Below are 20,371 nucleotides of genomic sequence, written 5' to 3' on the forward strand. Positions count from 1 at the left end.
CGCAGCCGTCGAGCCTGCCGGGGGCGTCGACCGGGACACGGTCCCCGGGTCGGCCGAGGGAGTGGGCGGTTGGCCGGAGCCGGACACCGAGCCCGATCCGGACGTGGATCCGGACGTGGATCCGGACGTCGTCCGCCGCTGGACGGGGCGCTGCCCTCCGCCGACACCCGGGTCCGCCGCACGCGGAGCCGCGGGAGCCGGCGTCGGTCCGCTCGGCCGGTCGCCGGGGGCGGGAGGCCGGCCGCCGGTCGTGCCCGAGGGCGGCGGCGGACCGCCGGTCGCCGGACGTCCGTCGCCGGCCGGCCGGGTCACCGCCCGCTGTACCGGTGCGCCACCGGCGGCCGTACCGCCGGTGCCGGAAGAGCGCGGCGTGCTGTCGGGAGCGCCGCCGGCCACCGTGGCGGCGGACCGTTCCGCCGTACCCGCACCGGGCGGAGCCACGTCCCGCTGGACGGGGGTGTGACCTCCGGAAACGGGCGTGGCGGGGTGAACGTCCGCTCCACCCGCCTCCGTCGACCTCGTGGAGGACGGCCCGCCCGCCCCGGGCGTCGTACCGCCTGTCGGGGCGGGTGTCCGGCGCGGCACCGGCAGCGTCCGCCGCTGTACCGCGTGCGGCGCGGCCTGCGCCGTCGTCAGGGACCTCGGCCGGGACGCCTGCTGCGCCGGCACCGGAGTCACCCGGACACCGGGGGCAGGGCGTACGGCGGGCCGCACCGCCGGGGTGGCCGGCCCGGTCGTGGCGACCGGAGCCGGCGCGGACGCCGGACCGCCGCCGGACGACGACACGGAAGCCCCGGCAGCCGTCGAGGCCCCCGAACCCGCCGAAGCCCCCGAGGCGCCGGGAGACACCTGCACTGCCGGAGCGACCTGCGCCCCGTGTGACCGCTGAACCACCGGAGGAACCACGGAGGGAACCGGGGGAGGAGGAAGCACCGGGGAGACCGAGGAACCGGGACCGACACCGTCCGCGACCGCACGCTGGACCGAGGGAGCCTGTCCGCCCGGACCGCTCACCCCGGCCGGAGAAGCCGGCGCACCCGACGGCGTACTCGTCCGAGCAGCAGAAGCCGCCGCCGTCGCCGAGGCCGCCCGCGCGGCCGGGCCACGCGCCGCACCCGCACCCGGACGGGAACCCGCCCCGCCGGCTCCCCCGACCGGCACGGGCGTGGCCCGCGCCGGGTTCTTCGTGGGCGAGGGGTGTCCCGGGGACGCCGGTCCGCCGTGCGGGAGGACCCGCAGGGGTACCGCCGGAGCGCGTTGCACGGTCGGTTCGGCGCCGCCCAACGGCAGGGTGCCCGTGGGGCGTTCGAGGCCCGGCACGGGTCGGCCCGAGGGCGCGTGGGCCGGCTCGCCCAGCATCGCGCCGGACCGGCCGTCCAGCACCGCGTGGGACGCCGTGCCCATGAAGGACGGGTTCTGCCACGTCGGCAGCCGCCCGCTGAACCGGGCGTCCGCGACCGCGGCCCGCCCCTCGGTCATGGCCCGCTGGATCGGCGGCAGCCCCGACCAGGAGGCGGCCACCACCGGGCCACCGCCCGTGGACACGGGTGTGGGCGCGGGCGCGGCGGTGCCGGCCGGGGGCGGTGTGGCCGCCGTCGTGTTCGTACGCCCGCGCAGCCGGTCCAGGAACGCCATCGGTCAGCCCTCCGACCCGGCCCGCGTCACCAGGGACGCGATCTGCTGCGTGTAGCGGCGGCGGTCCTCGTGTTCGAGGTCCAGGATCTCCTCCAGGCTCCAGTGGAAGTGGTAGGCGACGTACGCGATCTCCTCGTGCAGCCGGTCGGTCGCGTACGTCACGATTCCCCCAGGCGGCTCCCGCCGAGTTCCACCTCGAAGGGCTCCGAGCAGTGGGGGCACTCCACCGCCGCCCGGGTGTGGCCCTCGGCGTTCACCTGGCGGTAGAAGTCCTGGAGGAACGCGAGGTCGGAGGCGAACATGTTCTCCACGATCCCGTCGTGCACCATCGGCAGTGTGCCGAGGCGGGTGATGACCCGGCCCAGCAGGACCACCGACAGGTAGGCGGGGTTCTCCTGGACACGGACGTCCCGCAGCGGGATCAGCTCGTCCCGGGCCGTCGCCAGGCGCATCACGCCGTCCCGGTGGACCGTGCCCGCGTCGTCGACGTAGCCGCGGGGCAGTTCGAAGGGGAACTCGGTCCGCAGCGGCTGCGCCGCCGGGACCGGCGCCGGGGCGGGCGCGGGCGCCGGTGCGGCGGTCCGCTCCGGCCCCTGCGCCGCCTCCGGCGCCGGGACGTCCACGATCGGGCCCGCGCCCGCCCTGGCAGCCGTACGGCGCATTACTCGATGACCAGTTCTTCGAAGACGATCGTCACGGTCTCGGTGAGCGCGGAGGCCTCGCCGGCCTTCAGGGTGCTGGCGGAGATCTTGCTGCACCAGGCGCGGCGCATGTTGTACCGCTTCACCGGGTTGTACTCGTAGTCCATCATGATGATCGACGCGTTCTTGCGGGCCGTGCCCATCCGGCCGGCGATGGAGTCGTTGATCCACGTCGTGAACGCCGAGGACATGGTCATCCCGCGCACCACGGTGACCTGTCCGTCCTTCTGCACGCCCGGCATGAGGGTGATCTCGGGCCGGCCCTGCGAGGAGTTCTGCGGGCTCTTGATGACGTCCTGTTCCATGTTGAGGCCGTCGACCGACGTGAGGTACTCGACCATCACCCCGTCGATCTGGAGACCGAAATTGTGTGAGGTAAGGGAGTCACCCTGGGTGAGAGTCATCTGTTCGCTGTCCTTCTAACCTTCTAAGGCTTTGTGACGATCGCGTGGGACTGAGGCGCAGGCCGGACCTACTCCTCCAGCTCCCCGCCGCCGCTGGAGAACTGGGCCAGCCGGAAGATCACGAACTCGGCCGGCTTGACCGGCGAGACACCGATCTCGCAGATGACGCGGCCCACGTCCACCGACTCCGGGGGGTTGGTCTCCTCGTCGCACTTGACGTAGTACGCCTCCTCCGGCCGCTGGCCGAAGAGGGCGCCGCTGCGCCACTCGTTGACGAGGAACGCCGACACGTTGCGCCGGATCCGGGCCCACAGCGCGTGGTCGTTGGGCTCGAACACCACCCACTGGGTTCCGAGGAGGATCGACTCCTCCAGGTAGTTGAAGTACCGGCGCACGTTCAGGTAGCGCCAGGCCGGGTCCGAGGACATGGTGCGGGCGCCCCAGACGCGGATGCCGCGGCCCGGGAAGGCGCGGATGCAGTTGACGCCGATGGGGTTGAGCAGGTCCTGCTCACCGCGGGTGATCTGGATCTCCAGGTCCACCGCACCGCGTACGACCTCGTTGGCCGGCGCCTTGTGCACACCGCGTTCGAAGTCGTTGCGGGCCCAGATGCCGGCGACGTGACCGCTCGGCGGGATCACCCGGGACTGTCCGGAGGCGGGGTCGAAGACCTTGATCCACGGGTAGTACAGGGCCGCGTACTTGGAGTCGTAGCCCGCGGTCTCCTGACGCCAGACGCGCACCTGACGGGCGTTGAGGCCGGGCGGCGGGTCGATCACCGCGACGCGGTCGCCCATCAGCTCGCAGTGCGCGATCAGACCGAGCTGGACCGCCTTGACGGCCTCCAGGTCGATCGCGCCGCGCTGGTAGGCGGCCATCAGGTCGGGGACGGCGACCATCGAGATCTCGTCCACCGCCTCCAGGCCGCCGAAGCCGGTGCGGTCGGCGGAGTCACCGAGGTACTCGGCGGGGCCGGGGTGGGCGTCGTCCTCGTCGGCCGGCGCGGCCGGGGCGGCCGCGGTGGCCGGGGACGCGAGCGCCACGGTCTGGTTGTCGGGCCGGACGAGCTGCGCGGCCGGCGCGGCCTCCTGCACGGTGATGAGCTTCGAGCGCTCCTTCACCTGCGTGACGACGTAGTTGCGGCCGCCCTTCTTGGCGCTGACGTCGAAGGTCTCGACGGGCTTGTCGGCGTCCTTCACGATCAGCCGGAACCGCTCGGCGGGGCCCTCGCCCTCGGGGTCGGCGACCTCGACGCTCAGCGAACCGCTCGCGATGGCCGTCACCGAGAAGGTGCCGAGCTGCTTGGGCTCACCCGGCGGCAGCGCGGCCGGAGCGGTGGAACCGTTCAGCGCGGCGGCCGGGGAGGAACCCTCGGACGCGCCGTCGGCGGAGCCGCCGACCCGCACGACGTAGGCCGCCGAACCGCCGTTGTTGAAGAAGCCGTAGACCGAGTGCGCGAGGTAGTAGCCGTCGGTGAAGGCACCGAAGGCCGCGACGTACTGAGTCCAGTTGGTCACCAGCGTCGGCTCGTTCAACGGACCGGTCGGCGCGAGTCCGACGAAGGCCGCGACCGATGTGCCCACTCCCTCGATGGGGCGCGAGCCGCTGGCCACCTCCTCGACGTATACGCCGGGCGACAGGTAGGACGGCATGCTCTGCTCTCCTCGGGGTACGAGACAGGAACGTCCTCCAGCCTCACGCGCGCGGGCGCCGGGCGAAACGTCCGCCGGTGCCGGACCGGGGGCAACTCCGCTGCCCGCAAGGGCAGTCCGTCGCGCCCTCCCGTCCCGCCGGCCGGCGGCCACGCCCCGAGGTCTGCCCCTTCGGACCTTCCGCCGCGCCGCCCGGTGCGTTATTCCGGGGAGGAAGACCACCCGTCGCCCGGACCGGGAAGGCCCATGCGCGCACACGAAGAGAACCGTTCGTCCGCCGACCGCAAGCCCGCCGAGCGGACCCCCGCGCACCGGAAGCCCGGCGCCGTCCCGTCCGGGCCGGCCGCGTCACTGCCGCCGCTGCTCGCGCTGCAGCGCGCCGCGGGCAACGCGGCGGTGACCCGCGCGATCGGGGAGGCGCGGCACGAGCACGGCGCGGACTGCGGCCACGAGCCGGCGGCCGTCCAGCGGGCGGAGGATCAGCCCTCCGTGCAGCGGCGTTCGTCGGTCTTCGACGCGGTCGACTCGCCCGCCTCGCGACTGGAGCCGCGCATCCAGCAGCGGGCGGAGCAGGCGTACGGCATGAGCTTCGCCCATGTGCGGGTGCACTCCGGGCCGGTGGCGCAGCGCTCCGCCCAGGAGTTCCAGGCCAAGGCCTACACCACGGGTTCGGACATCGTCGCGGGGGCGTCCCGCCTCGACGACGAGACGATGTTCCACGAGCTCGACCACGTCCGCCAGCAGAGCATGGGGCAGGTCTCGGGCACCGACAACGGGTCGGGGGCCAAGGTGTCCTCGCCCGGGGACAAGTTCGAGCGCAAGTCCGCCGAGAACGGCCGCAGGATGGCCCAGGGCGGCGCCCCCGACCTGAGCGGCCCCTGACGGCCCCGGTCCCCGTTCCCTTCCGGGGCGGCGGCGCACCCGGGAGGGCCGCGAGGGCAGCGAGCTGTGCACTCAAGGCTCCTGCCCCGTCGTGCCCGCCGCACTAGCGTCGACGCGTGAGCCTGTGGACTTCTCTGGAACCCGCCTCCGCGACTGTGGACCCGGGTGGCAGTACGCGTGTGCGGTTGAGGTTGCGCAACACCGGTGATGTGGTGGACGAGTACCGGTTCGAGGCGGTGGGGCCGGTCGCGCCGTGGACGTCGGTGGAGCCTGCGAGTCTGCGGTTGTTTCCGGGGACGACGGGGACGGTGGAGCTGACGTTCGCGCCGCCGAGGTCGCCGGACGCGTTGGCGGGGCCGAATCCGTATGCGGTGCGGATCACGCCGACGGAGCATCCGGAGGCGACGACGGTTCCGGAGGGCAATCTGACGGTGACGCCGTTCTCGGAGGTGCGGGCGGAGTTGGTGCCGCCGACGGTGAAGGGGCGGTTCCGGGGGCGGCCGAGGCTGGCGATCGACAATCTGGGCAACACGAAGCTGACGGCGTCGCTCAGTGGCAGTGACACGGGCGATCAGTTGTCGTATGAGATCCGTCCGGGCAGTGTGCAGGTGGAGCCGGGTCGTGCGGTGTTCGTGAAGGCGACGTTGAAGCCGCGGGACATCATCTGGTTCGGGGCGAAGGAGCAGCGGCCGTTCACGGTGTCGGTGCTGCGGTCGGGTGCGAAGCCGTTGCCGGTGGAGGGGACGTATGTGCAGCGGGGGTTCCTGCCGCGCTGGCTGGCGACGTTCTTCGGTCTCTTCTTCGCCCTCGCCCTGACGTTCACGATGCTGTGGATCGCCTACAAACCCAACGTCAGAAGCGGCGCCGACGAACAGACCGTCGAAGCCGGAGCCACCCTCGCGCCCAACCCCTCGGTGTCGCCGAGCCCGCCGGCCCTGCCCAGCGCCGAGGTCTCGGCGCCCGTCGTGACGCAGCAGACGCAGGAGCCCGCGTCCGGAGGGGGCGGCGGCGGAGGAGGCGGAGGTGGAGGCGGTGGCGGCGCCACGGCCACCGTGACCGCGAAGCCGAAGCCGAAGCCGGACACCGCCGCCACGGCCGTGCGCCGCCTCGCCAAGGACGACCCCGGCGGGCGCCACATCTGCTACCGCGCCTACGTCACCGGGGACGGCTGGCAGAAGCCGGTGTGCGACGGCACGATCGCCGGCACGACCGGCCAGGAGAAGCCGATCAAGGCCCTCAACGTCGCGGTGGCCGGCGCGGCGGGCTCGGCCGCCAACGCCTTCGTGTACAACCCCGAGTCGACCGACGGCAAGGGCAGGTGGATTCCGGACTGGACGCCGATCGTCCCGGACCGCGAGGACAACTACATCGGCAGCTCGAAGAAGGACGCTCCCTACATGACGGGCTTCGCCATCAACATCGGCAGCGGCCAGGTCTGTGAGAGCTCCCACGTCCACGACATCGGGTGGAGCAACCAGGAGTGTGCCGGCCCGCGCACCGACTTCGAGTTCGGCGGTGCCATGGAGAACGGCCACTGGCTCGAAGCTGTCAAGCTCACGGTATGACGGGTGACTGGTGACATGACGATCTGGACTTCTCTGGAACCCGCCTCCGCGACTGTGGACCCGGGTGGCAGTACGCGTGTGCGGTTGAGGTTGCGCAACACCGGTGATGTGGTGGACGAGTACCGGTTCGAGGCGGTGGGGCCGGTCGCGCCGTGGACGTCGGTGGAGCCTGCGAGTCTGCGGTTGTTTCCGGGGACGACGGGGACGGTGGAGCTGACGTTCGCGCCGCCGAGGTCGCCGGACGCGTTGGCGGGGCCGAATCCGTATGCGGTGCGGATCACGCCGACGGAGCATCCGGAGGCGACGACGGTTCCGGAGGGCAATCTGACGGTGACGCCGTTCTCGGAGGTGCGGGCGGAGTTGGTGCCGCCGACGGTGAAGGGGCGGTTCCGGGGGCGGCCGAGGCTGGCGATCGACAATCTGGGCAACACGAAGCTGACGGCGTCGCTCAGTGGCAGTGACACGGGCGATCAGTTGTCGTATGAGATCCGTCCGGGCAGTGTGCAGGTGGAGCCGGGTCGTGCGGTGTTCGTGAAGGCGACGTTGAAGCCGCGGGACATCATCTGGTTCGGGGCGAAGGAGCAGCGGCCGTTCACGGTGTCGGTGCTGCGGTCGGGTGCGAAGCCGTTGCCGGTGGAGGGGACGTATGTGCAGCGGGGGTTCCTGCCGCGCTGGCTGGCGACGTTCTTCGGTCTCTTCTTCGCCCTCGCCCTGACGTTCACGATGCTGTGGATCGCCTACAAACCCAACGTCAGATCCGGCGCCGACGAGCAGACCGTCGAAGCCGGAGCCACCCTCGCGCCCTCGCCGACGCCCACACCGGTCCTCACTCCCGCCGCCCCGCCCGAGCCGGCCGCGCCCGTGGCGCCGCAGACCAGCGCCGGCGCCGGCGAGGAGAAGCAGGACACCGGTTCGGGCGGCGGGGGCGGGGGCGGGGGCGGGGGCGGCGGCGCGCCGGCCGCGCCCAGGAAGAAGACCGTGAAGCCCGTGGTGCCCGCGACGAACGTCGTGCTGCGCAACACCACCACCAAGAAGTGCGCGGACATCCCGAACTACGACAAGGGCCAGATCAACGGACCCGTGCGCCAGTACGTCTGCGACGAGACCACGCACGACAACCAGCGCTGGAACCTCGAGGTGAAGTACCCGAAGGGCGGTCCCGGCAGCAAGCCCCTCTTCCAGATCCGCAACGTCAAGGACCAGCTCTGCATGGACCTGCCCTACTACGGGGCGCAGCCCGTGCGGACCCCGATCACCGAGTTCACCTGCGACGGCACCACCGGCGACAACCAGCTGTGGTGGATCCAGAAGCAGCCGAGCGGCGCGTACTGGATCCGCAACTTCGCCAGCGACAACAAGTGCCTGGACGTGGCCGGTTACAGCGCCGGCGGCAACGACGCCGACCTCACCCTGTTCGACTGCTCCCACACCGACGACCAGGAGTGGCAGGTCGTCCGCACCTCGGATCAGTGAACCGGCAGCGGGGCGACACGCTCGCCCCGCTACCAGGCGCCCTCGCCCGGCACCAGCCGCCCCGCCTTGCGGTACTCACGGCGGGCGCCCTCCAGCAGGTCGGCCCCGGTGACCACACCGCCACGGCCGGCCGCGAGGTACGCGGCGGTGACGACGGCGCTGCGGATGGAGCCGCCCGCCAGCTCGAAGTCGGCGGACACCGGACCGAGTTCGATGTTCTCCGCGCAGGGCACGTGGGTCAGGCTGTGCCGCCACAGCGCGACGCGCTGGCCGGCGTCGGGGAAGGGGAAGTCGACGATCAGGTCCAGGCGCCGGGTGAACGCCTCGTCGATGTTGGCCCGCAGGTTGGTGGTGAGCAGGGCGATGCCGTCGAAGGATTCGAGGCGCTGGAGCAGGTAGGCGCTCTCCATGTTGGCGTAGCGGTCGTGCGAGTCCTTCACCTCGGACCGCTTGCCGAACACGGCGTCGGCCTCGTCGAAGAGGAGGACGGCGTCGGTGCGGTCGGCCTCGGTGAAGATGCGTTCGAGGTTCTTCTCGGTCTCGCCGAGGTACTTGTCGACCACCGACGACAGCTGCACCACGTAGAGGTCGAGCCCGAGTTCGGCCGCCACCACCTCCGCCGAGAGCGTCTTGCCGGTGCCGGACTCGCCCGCGAACAGGCCGAGGACACCCCGGCCGCGGCCGCCGCCCGCGCTGAGCCGCCAGTCGCCGAGGACCCGGTCGCGGTGGCGGGCGCGCAGGGCGAGTTCGTGCAGCCGGCCCAGCGGCTGCTCGGGCAGCACGAGGTCCCGCCAGTCGACGTCGGGCCTGATCCGGCGGGCGTGCCGCTCAAGCCCCGAGGCGGACTGCTGGCGGGCGGCCAGCCGCAGGTGGGCCGGGGTGAGCGGAGTGCCGTCGAAGCGGGCCAGGCGCCGGGCGGCACGGGCCGCCCGGGTGATGTGGTCGCCCGCCAGGTGGTACGGCGCGACGGTGGCCGCGAGGTCGAAGCCGGGCTCCTCGCCGAGCGCCGCCGACCAGGCGCGGACCGCGCCCGCGCGCTGCGGGGGCGCCTCCAGGACCAGGGGATCGTGGTCGCACCACTGGGGGTCGTAGGGCCGCGACGCCGTGATGAGCACGGGGACGTCGGCCGCCGAGGCCAGCTCCCGCACCAGCGGGGCCGGCGCGTCGGGCAGGCCGGTGACGACGACCGCGCGGCCGGTCAGCCGGGCCTCCCGCAGCAGGTCGGGCACGCGGTCCTCGGGCCCCGAGTAGCGCAGCGCGGGGACTCCCGCGGCGTGCAGGGCGACCGCGGCCGAGGCGAGGCCGTCGCCCTCGTGGCGTTCGCGGAGATACGCGGTGAACGGGGCGCCGGCGGTGAGCCGGGCGGCGAGGCGCCGGGTGAAGCGGCTGAACTCGCCGTCCTGGGCCGCCTCTTCGTTCTCACCCGGATCCACGGGCACCGACAGCGGGTGGAGGTGGCCGGCGAGTGACGCGTCGGGGGTGTCGTCGCCGAGCAGGTGCGCCACGAGCCGGTCGGGCACCCGCAACGAGCGGCTGAGGAAGGGCCGTTCGGGCTCCTCCACGACGAGCAGCCCCAGCGTGCACAGCGGGGCCGCCGGGTGCAGCCGGGCACGGGCGGCGGGCAGGTGGACGGGCAGGCCGCACAGGTCCAGGGCCAGGGCGACGGTGGCGCGCCGCCGGCTGACGTCGTCGTTGAGGTAGCCGTAGAACTGCTCGAAGCCGCGGTCCAGGTCGGGGGCGAGGGCGATCAGCAGCAGGAAGGAGTCGAGGTCGGACAGGCCCAGACGTGCGGCGAGGCCGGTCAGCCGGTCGTGCGGCGGCCCGGCGGCGCCGGCCAGGTCGAGCCGGGCGGGTTGTGCCGGACGCAGCAGATGCCGTACGGCGTCCTCCGGCAGGTACAGGCCGCGCAGCGGGTCGGCGGCCGTGGGGTCGTCGGCGGCACGGTGGTCGACCAGCAGGGCGACGCGCTCGCGCAGTCCGGCCAGCCGGTCGAGGAGGGCGGCCGACAGGTCGGCCTCCGGCGCCGCCTCCTCGTGGGCCGTCGGCGCCGACGTCACGTCGTCCCGCCCCGCATCGCTTCCCTGGCCTCCCGGGCCGCCGCCTCCCGGGCCTCACGGGCCGCCGTGACCTGTCGTGGCCGGTGCGCGCGTTCCTCGAGTCCGGACGGCTCGCCGTCCACGGCACGCACCCGGATCGCGGCACCCTCGGTGACGGGCGGGCCGGCGTCGTACTCGGGATAGGCCGGGAAGGGGGCGGTGACCACGAGGTCGAGGGACGGCTTGAGTTCACCGCCGAGCGCGGACCAGATCTCCGCCAGGGAACGCGACTCCGTCTGGATGCCCGCCACCGACAACGGCATCGTCAGGCCCAACGCGCCGAGCGCGCCCGGAAGTTCCGAGGGGGCGATCAGCTCCCGCGGGATCAGCGTGGCCAGTACGGCCGACAGCAGCCGGTGTTCGTCCTGGGGCTGCTTCGTCCACGCCGTCACGAGGTAGGAGAGCCGGAACCAGCGCGGCGGCTGGCGGCGCTTGACGATCACGTCCCGGTCGTCGCGCACCGACACGTGTCCGCGCTGACGCCGCTTCACGTCCTCCCGGATGTCGTACAGGTAGGCGTTGATGGTGGGCGCGTTGCGGCGGGCGGCCCAGTCGCGGGTGGGGGCGTCGAGGGCGACGTCGATGCCCGAACCGGCCAGCGCACCACCGCTGAGCAGCCCTTTGAGGACCTCGTCCACTTCGTGGATCACTGTCGTGCTCCCGCCCTGCCGTGCCAGGGCAGACGCCCTGTGTGCCACCTGCGGCCCTACCCGATCCTGCCCTCCGACCGGCCCGTGCCCGCAGGCACGCCGGGGACGGCCGCGGGGCAGACCGGACTGCCCCCGGGGCCGGGTTCGGATGCCCGTTCGGTCAGATGTAGCCTTCGCGGAGGGCATGCGCCACGGCGTGGGCACGGTTGCGCAGATGCAGCCGGGTGGTCAGCCCGTGCATGACGTTCTTGACGGTCCGTTCGGAGTAGGACAGCTTGCTGGCGATCTCTCCGGTGTCGAGTCCCTCGGCGACCAGCCGCAGGACGTCGACCTCACGCGGTGTCAGTCCCGAGGCCGGTGCGCCGGACCGGCCCGCTGCACCGCGGTGCAGCGAGCCCACCTGGCTGATGAGCCGGCCCAGCAGATCCGCCGGCAGGTCGCCGTCCCCGCGGGCGGCCGCGAGCACCGCCGCCACCAGCCGCGTCGCCGTGGCCTCGTGGCGCCACACGATGGCGCCGACCCCGCACTCGATCACGTCGAGCAGTTCCGTCTCCCGCAGGGCGCCGACCACGAGCACCGCCCGCGCGCCCTCACTGCGCACCAGCCGGCGCAGCCGGGTCAGCGCGGCCTCGTCGAGCGTCTCCTCGACGAGCAGGGCCACCGTGCCGGGCCCCGACTCGCTCTCCTCGCGGAGGAGGACCTCCGGGTACCGGCGCAGCTGGCTGAGGGCTCCCTCCCGCGAGATCGGGTCCGAGGCGTGCACCGCCACGGGTACCCGGTCCGCGGCGTCGGCCGTGCCCGGGTGCGTGGTGCGCGATTGGCTGAGCAAGCGTTTCCCCTATGTCCACGTGTGCGCCACCTCCACAAGGCCGGTGGCAGGCGTGCACTCTTCACACTCGTGGGGCGGAGGGGACGGACGCAATCGTGGAGCACCACGAGCAGCACCACGAGATCGGCGGTACCGCGACCACGACGGCGACCTCCCGTCCGGTTCCACGGCGGCCGCACCGGACCGCCGTGGCACTTCTCACGTCACCGCACCCCGCCGGACGGCGTCTTCGCCCGCGGAAGGCGTTCCGACCGACCAAGGAGGCACGGATGTCCGTACCGCAGCGTGAACTGCCGCGCGAGCACCGGGAAGCCGTTGCTCTGCTGGCGGACCAGGCCGCGCGGGCCCGGGCCGGCGCGGGCGGCCTGGTGCTGCTGCGCGGGGCCACCGGCACCGGCCGGACCACCGTCCTGGAGGCCGCCGCCGAGGCCGCCGCCGGCCACGGCATGCGGGTGCTGCGCGCCCGCTGCTCGCCCGGCGACGCCACCGTGCCCTTCGCCGCCGTCCTCCAACTCCTCGCCCCCGTACCCGGATTCGAGCAGTTCGACGCGGCCGGCGGCGAACGGGAGCGGGCCGCGCTGCTGCGCCGGGTACTGCGCTCCTACGCCGACGAGTCCCCGGTGCTGCTCGCCGTGGACGACGTCCACCTCGCCGACGCCCCCTCGCACCGCTGGCTCGTGGAGACCGCCCGGCACGTGGACCGATTACCGCTGCCGGTCCTGCTGGCCGTCACCGAACGCAGCCAGTACGACATCGACCCGCCCGCCCCCGGCTTCACCCACACCCTCTCGCCGGCCCTCGTGCACACCCACACCCTGGCCCCGCTCACCACCGAGGCGGCCGCCGGGCTGGTCCGTGCCCGGTTCCCGTCCGCCGGCGGGTCGTGGACCGACAGCTGTGTACGGGCCGGCGCGGGCAGCCCCCTGCTGCTCGGCGCGCTCCTCGACGACCTCGGCGCCCCCGGCCGGCACCCCACCGTGCCGGAGACGTCCGCCGCGCTGTACCCCGGTACGTACCCGGAGGCCGTGCGGTGGTGGCTCGACAGCGCGGGCCCCGGCACGACCGAGACCGCGCGGGCGCTCGCGGCCCTCGACGAGGGATGGGACCGTGGGACGGCCGGCCGGCCGGACCAGGACCCCGGACACTCCGCCGACGGCCCCGCAGGCCTGCTCGCCGACCTCGCGGGCGCCGACCCCGCCCGGGTCGCGGGCTGGCTCACCGCCATGACCGGACTCGGCGTGCTGCGCCCCGACGCCGACGGCCGCCCCCGCTACGCCCACCCCCTGCTGCGGGACGCCGTCCTCGCCGGGGTGCCCGCCGAGCGGCGGCGGGCCGCGCACCGGGCCGCCGCCGAGGCGATGCTGCACCGCGGCGCGCCCACCGAGACGGTGGCCCGCCGGCTGCTGCTGTCCGGGCCGGCCGGCACCCCCTGGGCGCCGGCCGTGCTCCAGGACGCCGCCGCCCTCGCCCTGCGCGACGGCCGCGCCGACGACGCCGTCGGGTTCCTGCGCCGCGCGCTGGCGGAACCGCTGACCGACGAGCGCCGGCAACGGCTGCTGACCGAACTGGGCTCCCTGGAGTGCGCGGGGACGGAGTCCTCGGCCGGCATACCCCGGCTGTCCGAGGCGCTGCGGCTGGCGGGCGCGCCGCAGGACCGGGTGCGTACGGCGGTGGCCCTGGGTACCGCGCTCGCCGGACGCGGCAAGACCCGCGCCGCCGTGGAGGTGCTGCGCACGGTGGACGGGCAGCTCGCCGACCGCCCCGAACTCGCCGGCCGCTCCGACCTCGTGGGCACCCTGCAGAGCGCGTCCGCGCTGCTGTCCGACCAGGACCAGACGGTCCGCGCGGAGGTGTACCGGTGGCTGTGCGACACCGCCGAGCACTCCCCGCGGCTGGTCGGTCCGGCCGCCCGGGCGCTGCTCGTGCGGCACGCGGCGACCGCCGGACTCACCTCGGCCGACGACGCGATGCAGCAGGTGCGCACCCTCCTCGCCGCGCCCGCCCACCCCCTGACCGAGCCCTTCCTGCTGGGCACGGCCGCGGCCATCGCCCAGTGGGCCGACCAGCTCGACGAGGCGGACCGGCTCGTCGACCGCGGCCTCGCCGGCCAGCGTCCCGACCTGCTGCACCCGATGCACCAGGCACTGCTGAACGTACGGGCCGACATCGCGGCCGCCCGCGGTGAACACACCCGGCTGCCCGCCGAGCCGCTCCTCACCCCCGACGCCGGGCCCTCCAACGCGCACGCCCACACCCTGATCGCGCTCGTGGAGACCGGCCGCACGGCCGAGGCACGCCGGCTGGCGGACGGCTTCGACCTGCGGGCGGCCCCCGACTCCTGGGAACTCAACCGCTTCCTGTACGCGCGGGGCGTGCAGCGGGCCGCGGCGGGCGAGTGGGCGGCGGCCCTGCACGACTTCCTGGAGTGCGGCCGCCGGCAGAGCGCCCGCGAGGTGTTCAGCCCGGTCGTCACCCCGTGGCGGTCGGCCGCCGCCGAGTGCCGGCTCGCCCTCGGCAGCCCCCTGGAGGCGCTCGCGCTGGCCGGGGAGGAACTGCGGCTGGCCCGGGTGTGGGGCACTCCGCGCATCACGGGCCGCGCCCTGCGGGTCCTCGGCACCGTCACCGGCGGCCGCCGCGGCCTGGAGCTGGCCGAGGAGGCCGTACGACTGCTGCGGGACGCCCCCGCGGCGGCCGCGCCCGAGTACGTGGCCGCGCTGGTCGCCCAGGGCCGCCAGCTGACCGCCGCCGGGGAACGCGTCCGGGCCCGGCACTGCCTGCGGGAGGCGGCCGAACGCGCCGAACGCCTCGGCGCGCCGCGGCTGCGGACCCTCGCGGAGGACGCGCTGCGTGAGGGCGGCGCCCGCCGCGCCACCGGCGTCCGCACCGGTTCCGGTTCCCTCACCGGCAGCGAGCGGCGCATCGCCCTGCTGGCCGCCGACGGACGCACCAACACGGAGATCGCCGGACTGCTGCACCTCGCCCGCCGCACCGTGGAGACCCACCTCACCAGCACCTACAAGAAGCTGGGCATACGGCGGCGGAACGAGCTGAGCCGGGCGCTCAGGACCCCCTGAGCCCTGGGCCTACGGGGCGGGCGGCGGGACCGCCCGGCCCGGCCCCAGGTGGTGGTCGGGGTCCTGGAGCCGTCCGCCCTGAGCGGCCAGCATGCGGCGGACCGTCGGCTCCGGCATACGGATCACCACCGGCGTGGGCAGCGTGATCTCCCGTACCGCCGTACCGGTGCGCGCGGTGCGGACCCGGTTGGTCACCCGGGCCACCACCCGGACGTCCAGCGTGAACTGCACCAGGACCGAGGCGAGTTTCGGCTTGTGCAGCGGCATCGAGCCGGCCGAGTTCACCGTGGCGTCGGAGGTGCCGCCCGAGCCGTCGGAGTTGCCCATCAGCTGGTTGAGGCGGAACTCGTCCGCGTTGAGCAGACCCGCGCCCGCCAGGCCCCGCGCGGCCCGGCCCCGGTCGGTGGAGCTCACGCCGTCCGTCTGCGTGGGACGGGGCGCGTCGAGGTGGCTCTGGCCCACCGTCTCGAAGGTCATCTTGTCGCCGACACCCAGCACCCGCCCGTTCCTGAGCCGCGCGTGCACCGAGGCCCGCAGGTCCTGGCCCTCGGCGCCGCTCGCGTGCACCGGCGGCAGGTCCGCCCCGGCGGTGGTCAGCAGCGGCAGCGCGGCGATCAGCCACTCGGTGGAGACCGCCTCCTGCAGTGTGTAGGCCGCCGCCTGTCCCCGGTCCCGGAACCGGTCGCCGCCGCCCGCCTGCCGCACCGCGGAGTTCACCAACTCCCGTACCCGGGGCGCCCCCTGGAAGCCGTTCACCTGGGCCTCCATCGGCAGCCGCACCCCGTCCGCGCGCCAGGCACCGAGCCCGGCCGCCGGGTCCCCGTCCACCGCGCGCGGGCCCTGGCCGGCCCGCAGCGCGTCCGCCCGGGGGGCGGACACCCGGGCGAGGGCCGCCAGGTCCTTCTCCAGTGCCCGGTGGGTCAGCGTCAGACCGTCCATCCGCGCGAGGCCGACCCGGCTGCCGCCCCGGTACAGCTCAAGGCTCGCCCGGATCGGCACCCGCATCCTCGCCGACTTGGCGGAGGACGCCTCCGCGACCGTCTTCATGCCGAGCTGGCCGCGGCTCGCCCCGCCGGCACGCCGTGAGTCGCCCGACGCGAGGCCGAGGCCCGCCCCGCCGCCCAGGCTCTTCAGCTGTCCCGCCCCGGCCTCCGGTTTGCCGGAGCCGGCGAAGACGCCCTCCACGCCGGTCACCGCGCTCTCGTCCCGGGAGCCGGCCTGCTGCGCGACGGCGGAGGTGATGTACTCCATGTCCCGGCCGTCGTCCGCCGGGCCCGCCGGTGTGGCGTCCCGTACGCGGTCCACCTTGAAGACCGCCCAGTAGGGCGTTCTGCGGCCGTCGAACAGCTCGACGGTGACCCCGCCGTCCATCGCGCCGGACAGCAGCCCGGCCGCACCGTCGCGGTCCAGGACCCGCAGCAGGCGTTGCACGTTGTCGTTGCGGTCCTTGAGCTGCCGCCTGGGCAACAGGTCCTCGGCGAGGTCCGGCTTGTCGCCCTGGGCCAGGCGCGAGCGCAGCGACTCCAGCAGCGGTACGAAGTCCGGCAGGTCCTCGACCATGCCGAAGCCGAGGGGGAGCCCGCGGGGGAGGACGGGCCCGGACGGGGCGGGCGCGGGGGAGCCGGCGCCGACCGTGCCCGCGGGCCGCTGCCGGCCGTCCACCGGGCCGGTGGCCCGCTCGCCGTGGCGGGCGGCCCGTTCGCCGGCCGCCCGGGAACTCTCCGCCGCGCCGCCGTCACGCGGGGACGACGACGGCGCCTTCCGCTCCGCTTCCCGTCCGCGCTTGCGCTCCTCGTCCTGTTGCAGCTGCCGGCGGATCGACGCCGGCAGCTGGGCCTCCGTCAGCCACACCGCCGCCTCGGCCGGCAGGGTGCGCGCCTGCTTCGCCACGTACGGGCCGCCGCCGGTGACCCCGACCTCCGCGACCATGTTCACCAGCAGGTCGCACTGGACCAGGTAGAGCGGCGCCTTCCTCGGGGTGTGGGCGTTGCGCTCGACCGTGCCGGAGACGCCGGACGACTCGGCGCCGCCCTCACCCGTGGTCCGGAACGCCGACAGGCCCTGGCCGGTGCGCCACTGCGGGCCGTTCTCCGTGCCGGTGGCGCCGGCCTGCACCGTCGTGGTGACGCTCTGCCCCTGCTGGCCGGCGGCCTGGTGCCCGCCGAGCACGAAGGTCTCCGTGCCGGGTCCCGCGCCCTTGTGCAGGAACTTCGGGTTGGTCAGGGTCAGCCGGGTGCCGACCGCCCCGTTCAGCGCGGCCAGGCGGCGCGGATAGCGGAGGTTCTTCACCACCCAGCCCGACGACGCGGCCTGCCGCAGCGCGGCCGTGATCGCCTGCGGGGCGAGCCGCTCCTCCACCGCCAGCCGCGGGGCGAGCCCCTCCGTCGCCAGCGCGGGGTCCTCGCGTACGCCCTTGTTGCGGGCGGCGGCCCGCGACAGCAGGCTCAGCGCGAGGTCCCGGACGGCCTGTCCGTCGCCGACGGTCTCCACCAACTGCCAGTCGCGCAGCACCTCCCCGGTGGCGGGGCGCGGCACCAGCGCGGCCAGGTCGCCGATACCGGTCGCGGCGACGTCCCAGTCGGGGCGCGGGGCCTGCGCGCCGCGCCCGGCAGCCACCGTCCGCTGCCGCTGCCTCCCCTCGTCGTCCAGGGTGAACTCCGCCGGCGTGACCAGCCGGACGTCCTGCTCCTCCAGGTGCAGCCCCGCCAGCTTCCTCGGCTCCGGCACGTCCCGTCCCGGTGCGCCGGGGGTGAGGCCGCGCGCGAGCTTGCGCGGGCGCGAGGTCATGGTGAAGCCCACGTCCAGGCGCAGGGCGGCCCCGAAGGTGGCGGCCGTCTCGGAACCGTTGGTGAGCAGGTCGGTGCGGGTGGTGGGGCCGGCCTGGTTGCGGCGGGTGCCGGTGCTGTGCCGCTCGTAGCGGGCCGCGCCCGTCAGCACGCCGGGGACCAGCCGGACCTGGCCGAGGACCAGTCCGCCGATCGAGCGTGAACTGCCGCGCCCGCTCTGCGCGTTGCTGGTGACGCCGGAGTGGCTGCGGACCAGCCAGTCCTTGGTGTCGCCGAGGTAACCGGTCTCGCGAAGGGCGCCCTTGACGTGGATCTGCACGTCGTGGGCGTGCATCGTGGTCTTGCGGCGCAGCCGGACCCGGATGCCGGTGGACAGCAACTGGTCCTTGTTGACACGGAGGTTGGTCTCCGACAGGGCGGTCATCAGCTCGCGGTGGTTGTCCCGCTGGGCCTCGGCCTCCTCCCTGCTGGTGTGCGCGCCGGGCGGGGTGAGGCCGAAGGCCGGGAGGTAGCCGGCCAGCCGGGGATCGGTGGCGAACAGTTCCCGTACCGCCTTCACCATGGGGCCGGTGTCGAGCCGGCTGAGGGCGACGCTGGAGCCCATGGCGCCGAAGGGCAGGTGCCGTTCGACGTCCACCTCCCGGCCGTTCGCGTCGGTCACCTTCTCGCCTCTCTCGTCGGTCCGCTTGGGCTTCTCGACGAACTCGCCCGCCGTCGTGCCCGGCGGCAGCGGCAGCCCGAGTTCCCGCGCCTCGTCGGCCCGCAGGCTCATCCACACCTTCATCGAGTGCTCGGCGACGCGGGTGCCCGGATCGAGGATCATCCGTGCCGAGCGGGGGCCGGTGCCCTCCACGGTGAACTTCACGGTCGCCGTGTAGAGCACCTTCTCGCCGCGGACCTCGGCGCCCTGCCGGCTGGACACGGTCTGCTCGGCCACGGTGAACCGCGCCTTGCGGGCGCCCGCGACGGGCATGGCCGTACCGCGGACGACGGCCGCGTTGCCGGCCGCTCCGACGCCGATCGCCGGGCCCAGCCCGGCGGTGAGGGCCCGCCCCTTGCCCGCGGAGTCGGTGACCGTGCTCTGCGTCTGCTGGTGGGTGCGCAGCTGGGTCTTTCCGCTGCTCCAGGCGGGGGAGAGGCCGCTGATCGCGGCGCGCATCCGGTAACTGCCCGCGGTCTGGTTGTCCTTGGCGTGCAGGTCCTCGCCGGTGACGCCGTCGCGCAGCAGCCGGGGCATGTCCTCCAGGACGGTGGCCGTGGAGGTCGCCTGGTACAGCCGGGCCAGGCCGGGCGCGCCGGGTGCGGTGAGCGAGGGGTGCAGCACGGAGGCGACCGCGTCGAAGAGGCCGCCGCCGCCCCGGTGCGGTGCGGCGGTGTCGCTCACGCCGAGCGGGGCGAGGGAGTCGGCGAGCGAGACGGCTCGCGCGCTCTCCGCGGTGACGGCTCGCGGGGCGTGGGGCGCTGCGGTGCCGACGGGCACCAGGTGCTCGACGGGCACCCGCTGGGTGAGGGTGCCCACGTCCTGGAAGGACTGCGCGTTCGAGGTGCCGTGCTTCTTGATCCGCACCTCGTAGCGCACCGCGCGGGGTACCTCCACCGAGCCCTTGTCGCTGCGCAGCACCCGCGGTTCGGCCACGGTGCGCAGCCCGCGGGACTCCCGGGAGGACTGCCAGGGCTGGGCGTTGCCGGTGGCGGCGGCCCCCACCCACAGGCCGGGGACGACCGGTGCGAGTCCGAACGCCAGGCCGCCCAGCCCCTTGCTGGAGGAGCCGCCGGCCGTGGTGCTCACCCCGGCGGAGGTGTTGTGCTGGACGTCGACCTTGGTGTCCTTGCCCTCCGCGTCCTCCAGTTCGGCCTGCGGCACCCCGTCCCTGCCCGGTGAGGCGGTGGCCAGCTGCCCCGGAGGCTGGAAGACGGGCGGCTTGTCGCCGGGGGCGCGGGAGATCCGGACGGTGACGTCGTACGACTCCTTGCCCTGCCCGCCCTCGACGGAGAAGGCGCGGCCCGCTCCGAAGAAGCTCTCCGGCCGTCCGGCCAGGTCGGCGGCGAGGGCGGCGACCGTGCCCCCGCCGTGCCCCACGACGGAGGCCACCGCGTGCCGCACGAACTCGTGCCCGGTCAGCCCGTACGCCGTGGACAGCCCGCCCGTCTCCAGCTCCATCAGGTACGGCGGCAGCACGAACCCGGTCTCCGTGCGCTCCTCGACCGCCGGCAGCGGGGCGGGGACGCGCTGCCGGCCGCCGGCTCGCGCCGCCGGCCCGGACCGGCCGCGCCGCACGGCCTGCGAGGTGGCCGCGTTCCCCGCGGACTGCTGGATGGCGAGCAGGGCGTGGGACGGGGCGACGACGGGTGGCGGGCCGGTGGTGCGGGGCACCCGGGGTGCCGCCTGAGAAGCCTCGGTCCTGCCGTCCCCTGACTGCCGCTGTGTCCGCACGGCCTCAACGTAGCCACCGTCCGCGCAGGTCGGGGGGTGTCCGACCAGTGCTGGACTGTTCGCCTTCCGGGGCACACCGGGGGGTCAACTCCCGTACACCTGACGGCCTTCTGGCCCCACGCGCGGCGCGTGCCGACGGCCTCCACAGGTGCCCCACCGAAGTGACATGACCCATTCACGCACAGTCCAC

Annotated in this window: 13 protein-coding genes; 5 read left to right on the top strand and 8 right to left on the bottom strand. The window is 74.5% G+C overall.

Features of this window, described 5'->3' with window-relative positions:
- The first annotated feature begins 1,297 nt into the window (after window positions 1–1,297).
- Window positions 1,298–1,690: a hypothetical protein gene (locus AC07AZ_RS31345; protein WP_478853712.1), complete on the top strand. Its 393-nt coding sequence runs from the start codon at window positions 1,298–1,300 to the stop codon at window positions 1,688–1,690.
- Here the strand turns inward: AC07AZ_RS31345 and AC07AZ_RS31350 are convergent.
- The 4 genes from AC07AZ_RS31350 to AC07AZ_RS31365 form a co-directional block, all read right to left on the bottom strand.
- On the bottom strand, window positions 1,639–1,797 hold the full coding sequence (locus AC07AZ_RS31350) for a DUF6760 family protein (protein ID WP_356034875.1): 159 nt from the start codon (window positions 1,795–1,797) through the stop codon (window positions 1,639–1,641). The two genes, AC07AZ_RS31345 and AC07AZ_RS31350, sit on opposite strands and share 52 nt — an antisense overlap.
- Complete coding sequence (locus tag AC07AZ_RS31355; protein ID WP_478853715.1) at window positions 1,794–2,297, bottom strand: hypothetical protein; 504 nt, start codon at window positions 2,295–2,297, stop codon at window positions 1,794–1,796. The genes AC07AZ_RS31350 and AC07AZ_RS31355 overlap by 4 nt, the downstream gene beginning before the upstream one ends.
- Window positions 2,297–2,740 carry a phage tail protein gene (locus AC07AZ_RS31360; RefSeq protein ID WP_356034870.1) on the bottom strand — a complete coding sequence of 148 codons (444 nt, stop codon included), beginning with the start codon at window positions 2,738–2,740 and terminating at the stop codon, window positions 2,297–2,299. The genes AC07AZ_RS31355 and AC07AZ_RS31360 overlap by 1 nt, the downstream gene beginning before the upstream one ends.
- A gap of 68 nt (window positions 2,741–2,808) precedes the next feature.
- Entirely contained in the window at window positions 2,809–4,392 is a 1,584-nt protein-coding gene (locus AC07AZ_RS31365; protein WP_478853717.1) for a phage tail sheath family protein, read from the bottom strand.
- 246 nt (window positions 4,393–4,638) lie between these two features.
- Here AC07AZ_RS31365 and AC07AZ_RS31370 point away from each other — a divergent pair, with 246 nt between their 5' ends.
- The 3 genes from AC07AZ_RS31370 to AC07AZ_RS31380 all read left to right on the top strand — a co-directional run bounded on the left by AC07AZ_RS31370 (window position 4,639) and on the right by AC07AZ_RS31380 (window position 8,312).
- A complete protein-coding gene (locus AC07AZ_RS31370; RefSeq protein ID WP_478853719.1) occupies window positions 4,639–5,274 on the top strand; it encodes an eCIS core domain-containing protein in 636 nt (211 codons plus the stop codon).
- Between the two features lie 116 nt (window positions 5,275–5,390).
- Entirely contained in the window at window positions 5,391–6,839 is a 1,449-nt protein-coding gene (locus tag AC07AZ_RS31375) for a hydrolase (RefSeq protein ID WP_478853721.1), read from the top strand.
- A 15-nt stretch (window positions 6,840–6,854) separates the two neighbouring features.
- Window positions 6,855–8,312, top strand: coding sequence for an RICIN domain-containing protein (locus AC07AZ_RS31380; RefSeq protein WP_478853799.1), 1,458 nt, complete (start codon window positions 6,855–6,857; stop codon window positions 8,310–8,312).
- Window positions 8,313–8,341: 29 nt separating this feature from the next.
- Here AC07AZ_RS31380 and AC07AZ_RS31385 read toward each other — a convergent pair whose 3' ends face one another.
- From AC07AZ_RS31385 to AC07AZ_RS31395, 3 genes are all read right to left on the bottom strand, one after another.
- Window positions 8,342–10,369, bottom strand: a complete 2,028-nt coding sequence (locus AC07AZ_RS31385; protein ID WP_478853723.1) for an AAA family ATPase — start codon at window positions 10,367–10,369, stop codon at window positions 8,342–8,344.
- A complete protein-coding gene (locus tag AC07AZ_RS31390; RefSeq protein ID WP_478853725.1) occupies window positions 10,366–11,058 on the bottom strand; it encodes a Pvc16 family protein in 693 nt (230 codons plus the stop codon). Before AC07AZ_RS31390 ends, AC07AZ_RS31385 begins: the two co-directional genes overlap by 4 nt.
- 160 nt (window positions 11,059–11,218) lie before the next feature.
- Entirely contained in the window at window positions 11,219–11,887 is a 669-nt protein-coding gene (locus tag AC07AZ_RS31395) for a helix-turn-helix transcriptional regulator (protein ID WP_356034852.1), read from the bottom strand.
- Between the two features lie 269 nt (window positions 11,888–12,156).
- On the opposite strand from AC07AZ_RS31395, the gene AC07AZ_RS31400 reads away from it, so the two are divergent.
- Window positions 12,157–14,961 carry a helix-turn-helix transcriptional regulator gene (locus AC07AZ_RS31400; protein ID WP_478853728.1) on the top strand — a complete coding sequence of 935 codons (2,805 nt, stop codon included), beginning with the start codon at window positions 12,157–12,159 and terminating at the stop codon, window positions 14,959–14,961.
- A 9-nt stretch (window positions 14,962–14,970) separates the two neighbouring features.
- On the opposite strand, the gene AC07AZ_RS31405 is transcribed toward AC07AZ_RS31400, so the two are convergent.
- Window positions 14,971–20,121: a hypothetical protein gene (locus AC07AZ_RS31405; RefSeq protein WP_478853730.1), complete on the bottom strand. Its 5,151-nt coding sequence runs from the start codon at window positions 20,119–20,121 to the stop codon at window positions 14,971–14,973.
- Between the last annotated feature and the right edge of the window lie 250 nt (window positions 20,122–20,371).

It is taken from the genome of Streptomyces sp. NPDC043878, from assembly GCF_056435735.1.

Coding starts and splice junctions, on each gene's coding strand:
- AC07AZ_RS31355 (WP_478853715.1), bottom strand. CDS start 2,297: ATGCGCCGTACGGCTGCCAGGGCGGGCGCGGGCCCGATCGTGGACGTC.
- AC07AZ_RS31360 (WP_356034870.1), bottom strand. CDS start 2,740: ATGACTCTCACCCAGGGTGACTCCCTTACCTCACACAATTTCGGTCTC.
- AC07AZ_RS31365 (WP_478853717.1), bottom strand. CDS start 4,392: ATGCCGTCCTACCTGTCGCCCGGCGTATACGTCGAGGAGGTGGCCAGC.
- AC07AZ_RS31370 (WP_478853719.1), top strand. CDS start 4,639: ATGCGCGCACACGAAGAGAACCGTTCGTCCGCCGACCGCAAGCCCGCC.
- AC07AZ_RS31380 (WP_478853799.1), top strand. CDS start 6,855: ATGACGATCTGGACTTCTCTGGAACCCGCCTCCGCGACTGTGGACCCG.
- AC07AZ_RS31400 (WP_478853728.1), top strand. CDS start 12,157: ATGTCCGTACCGCAGCGTGAACTGCCGCGCGAGCACCGGGAAGCCGTT.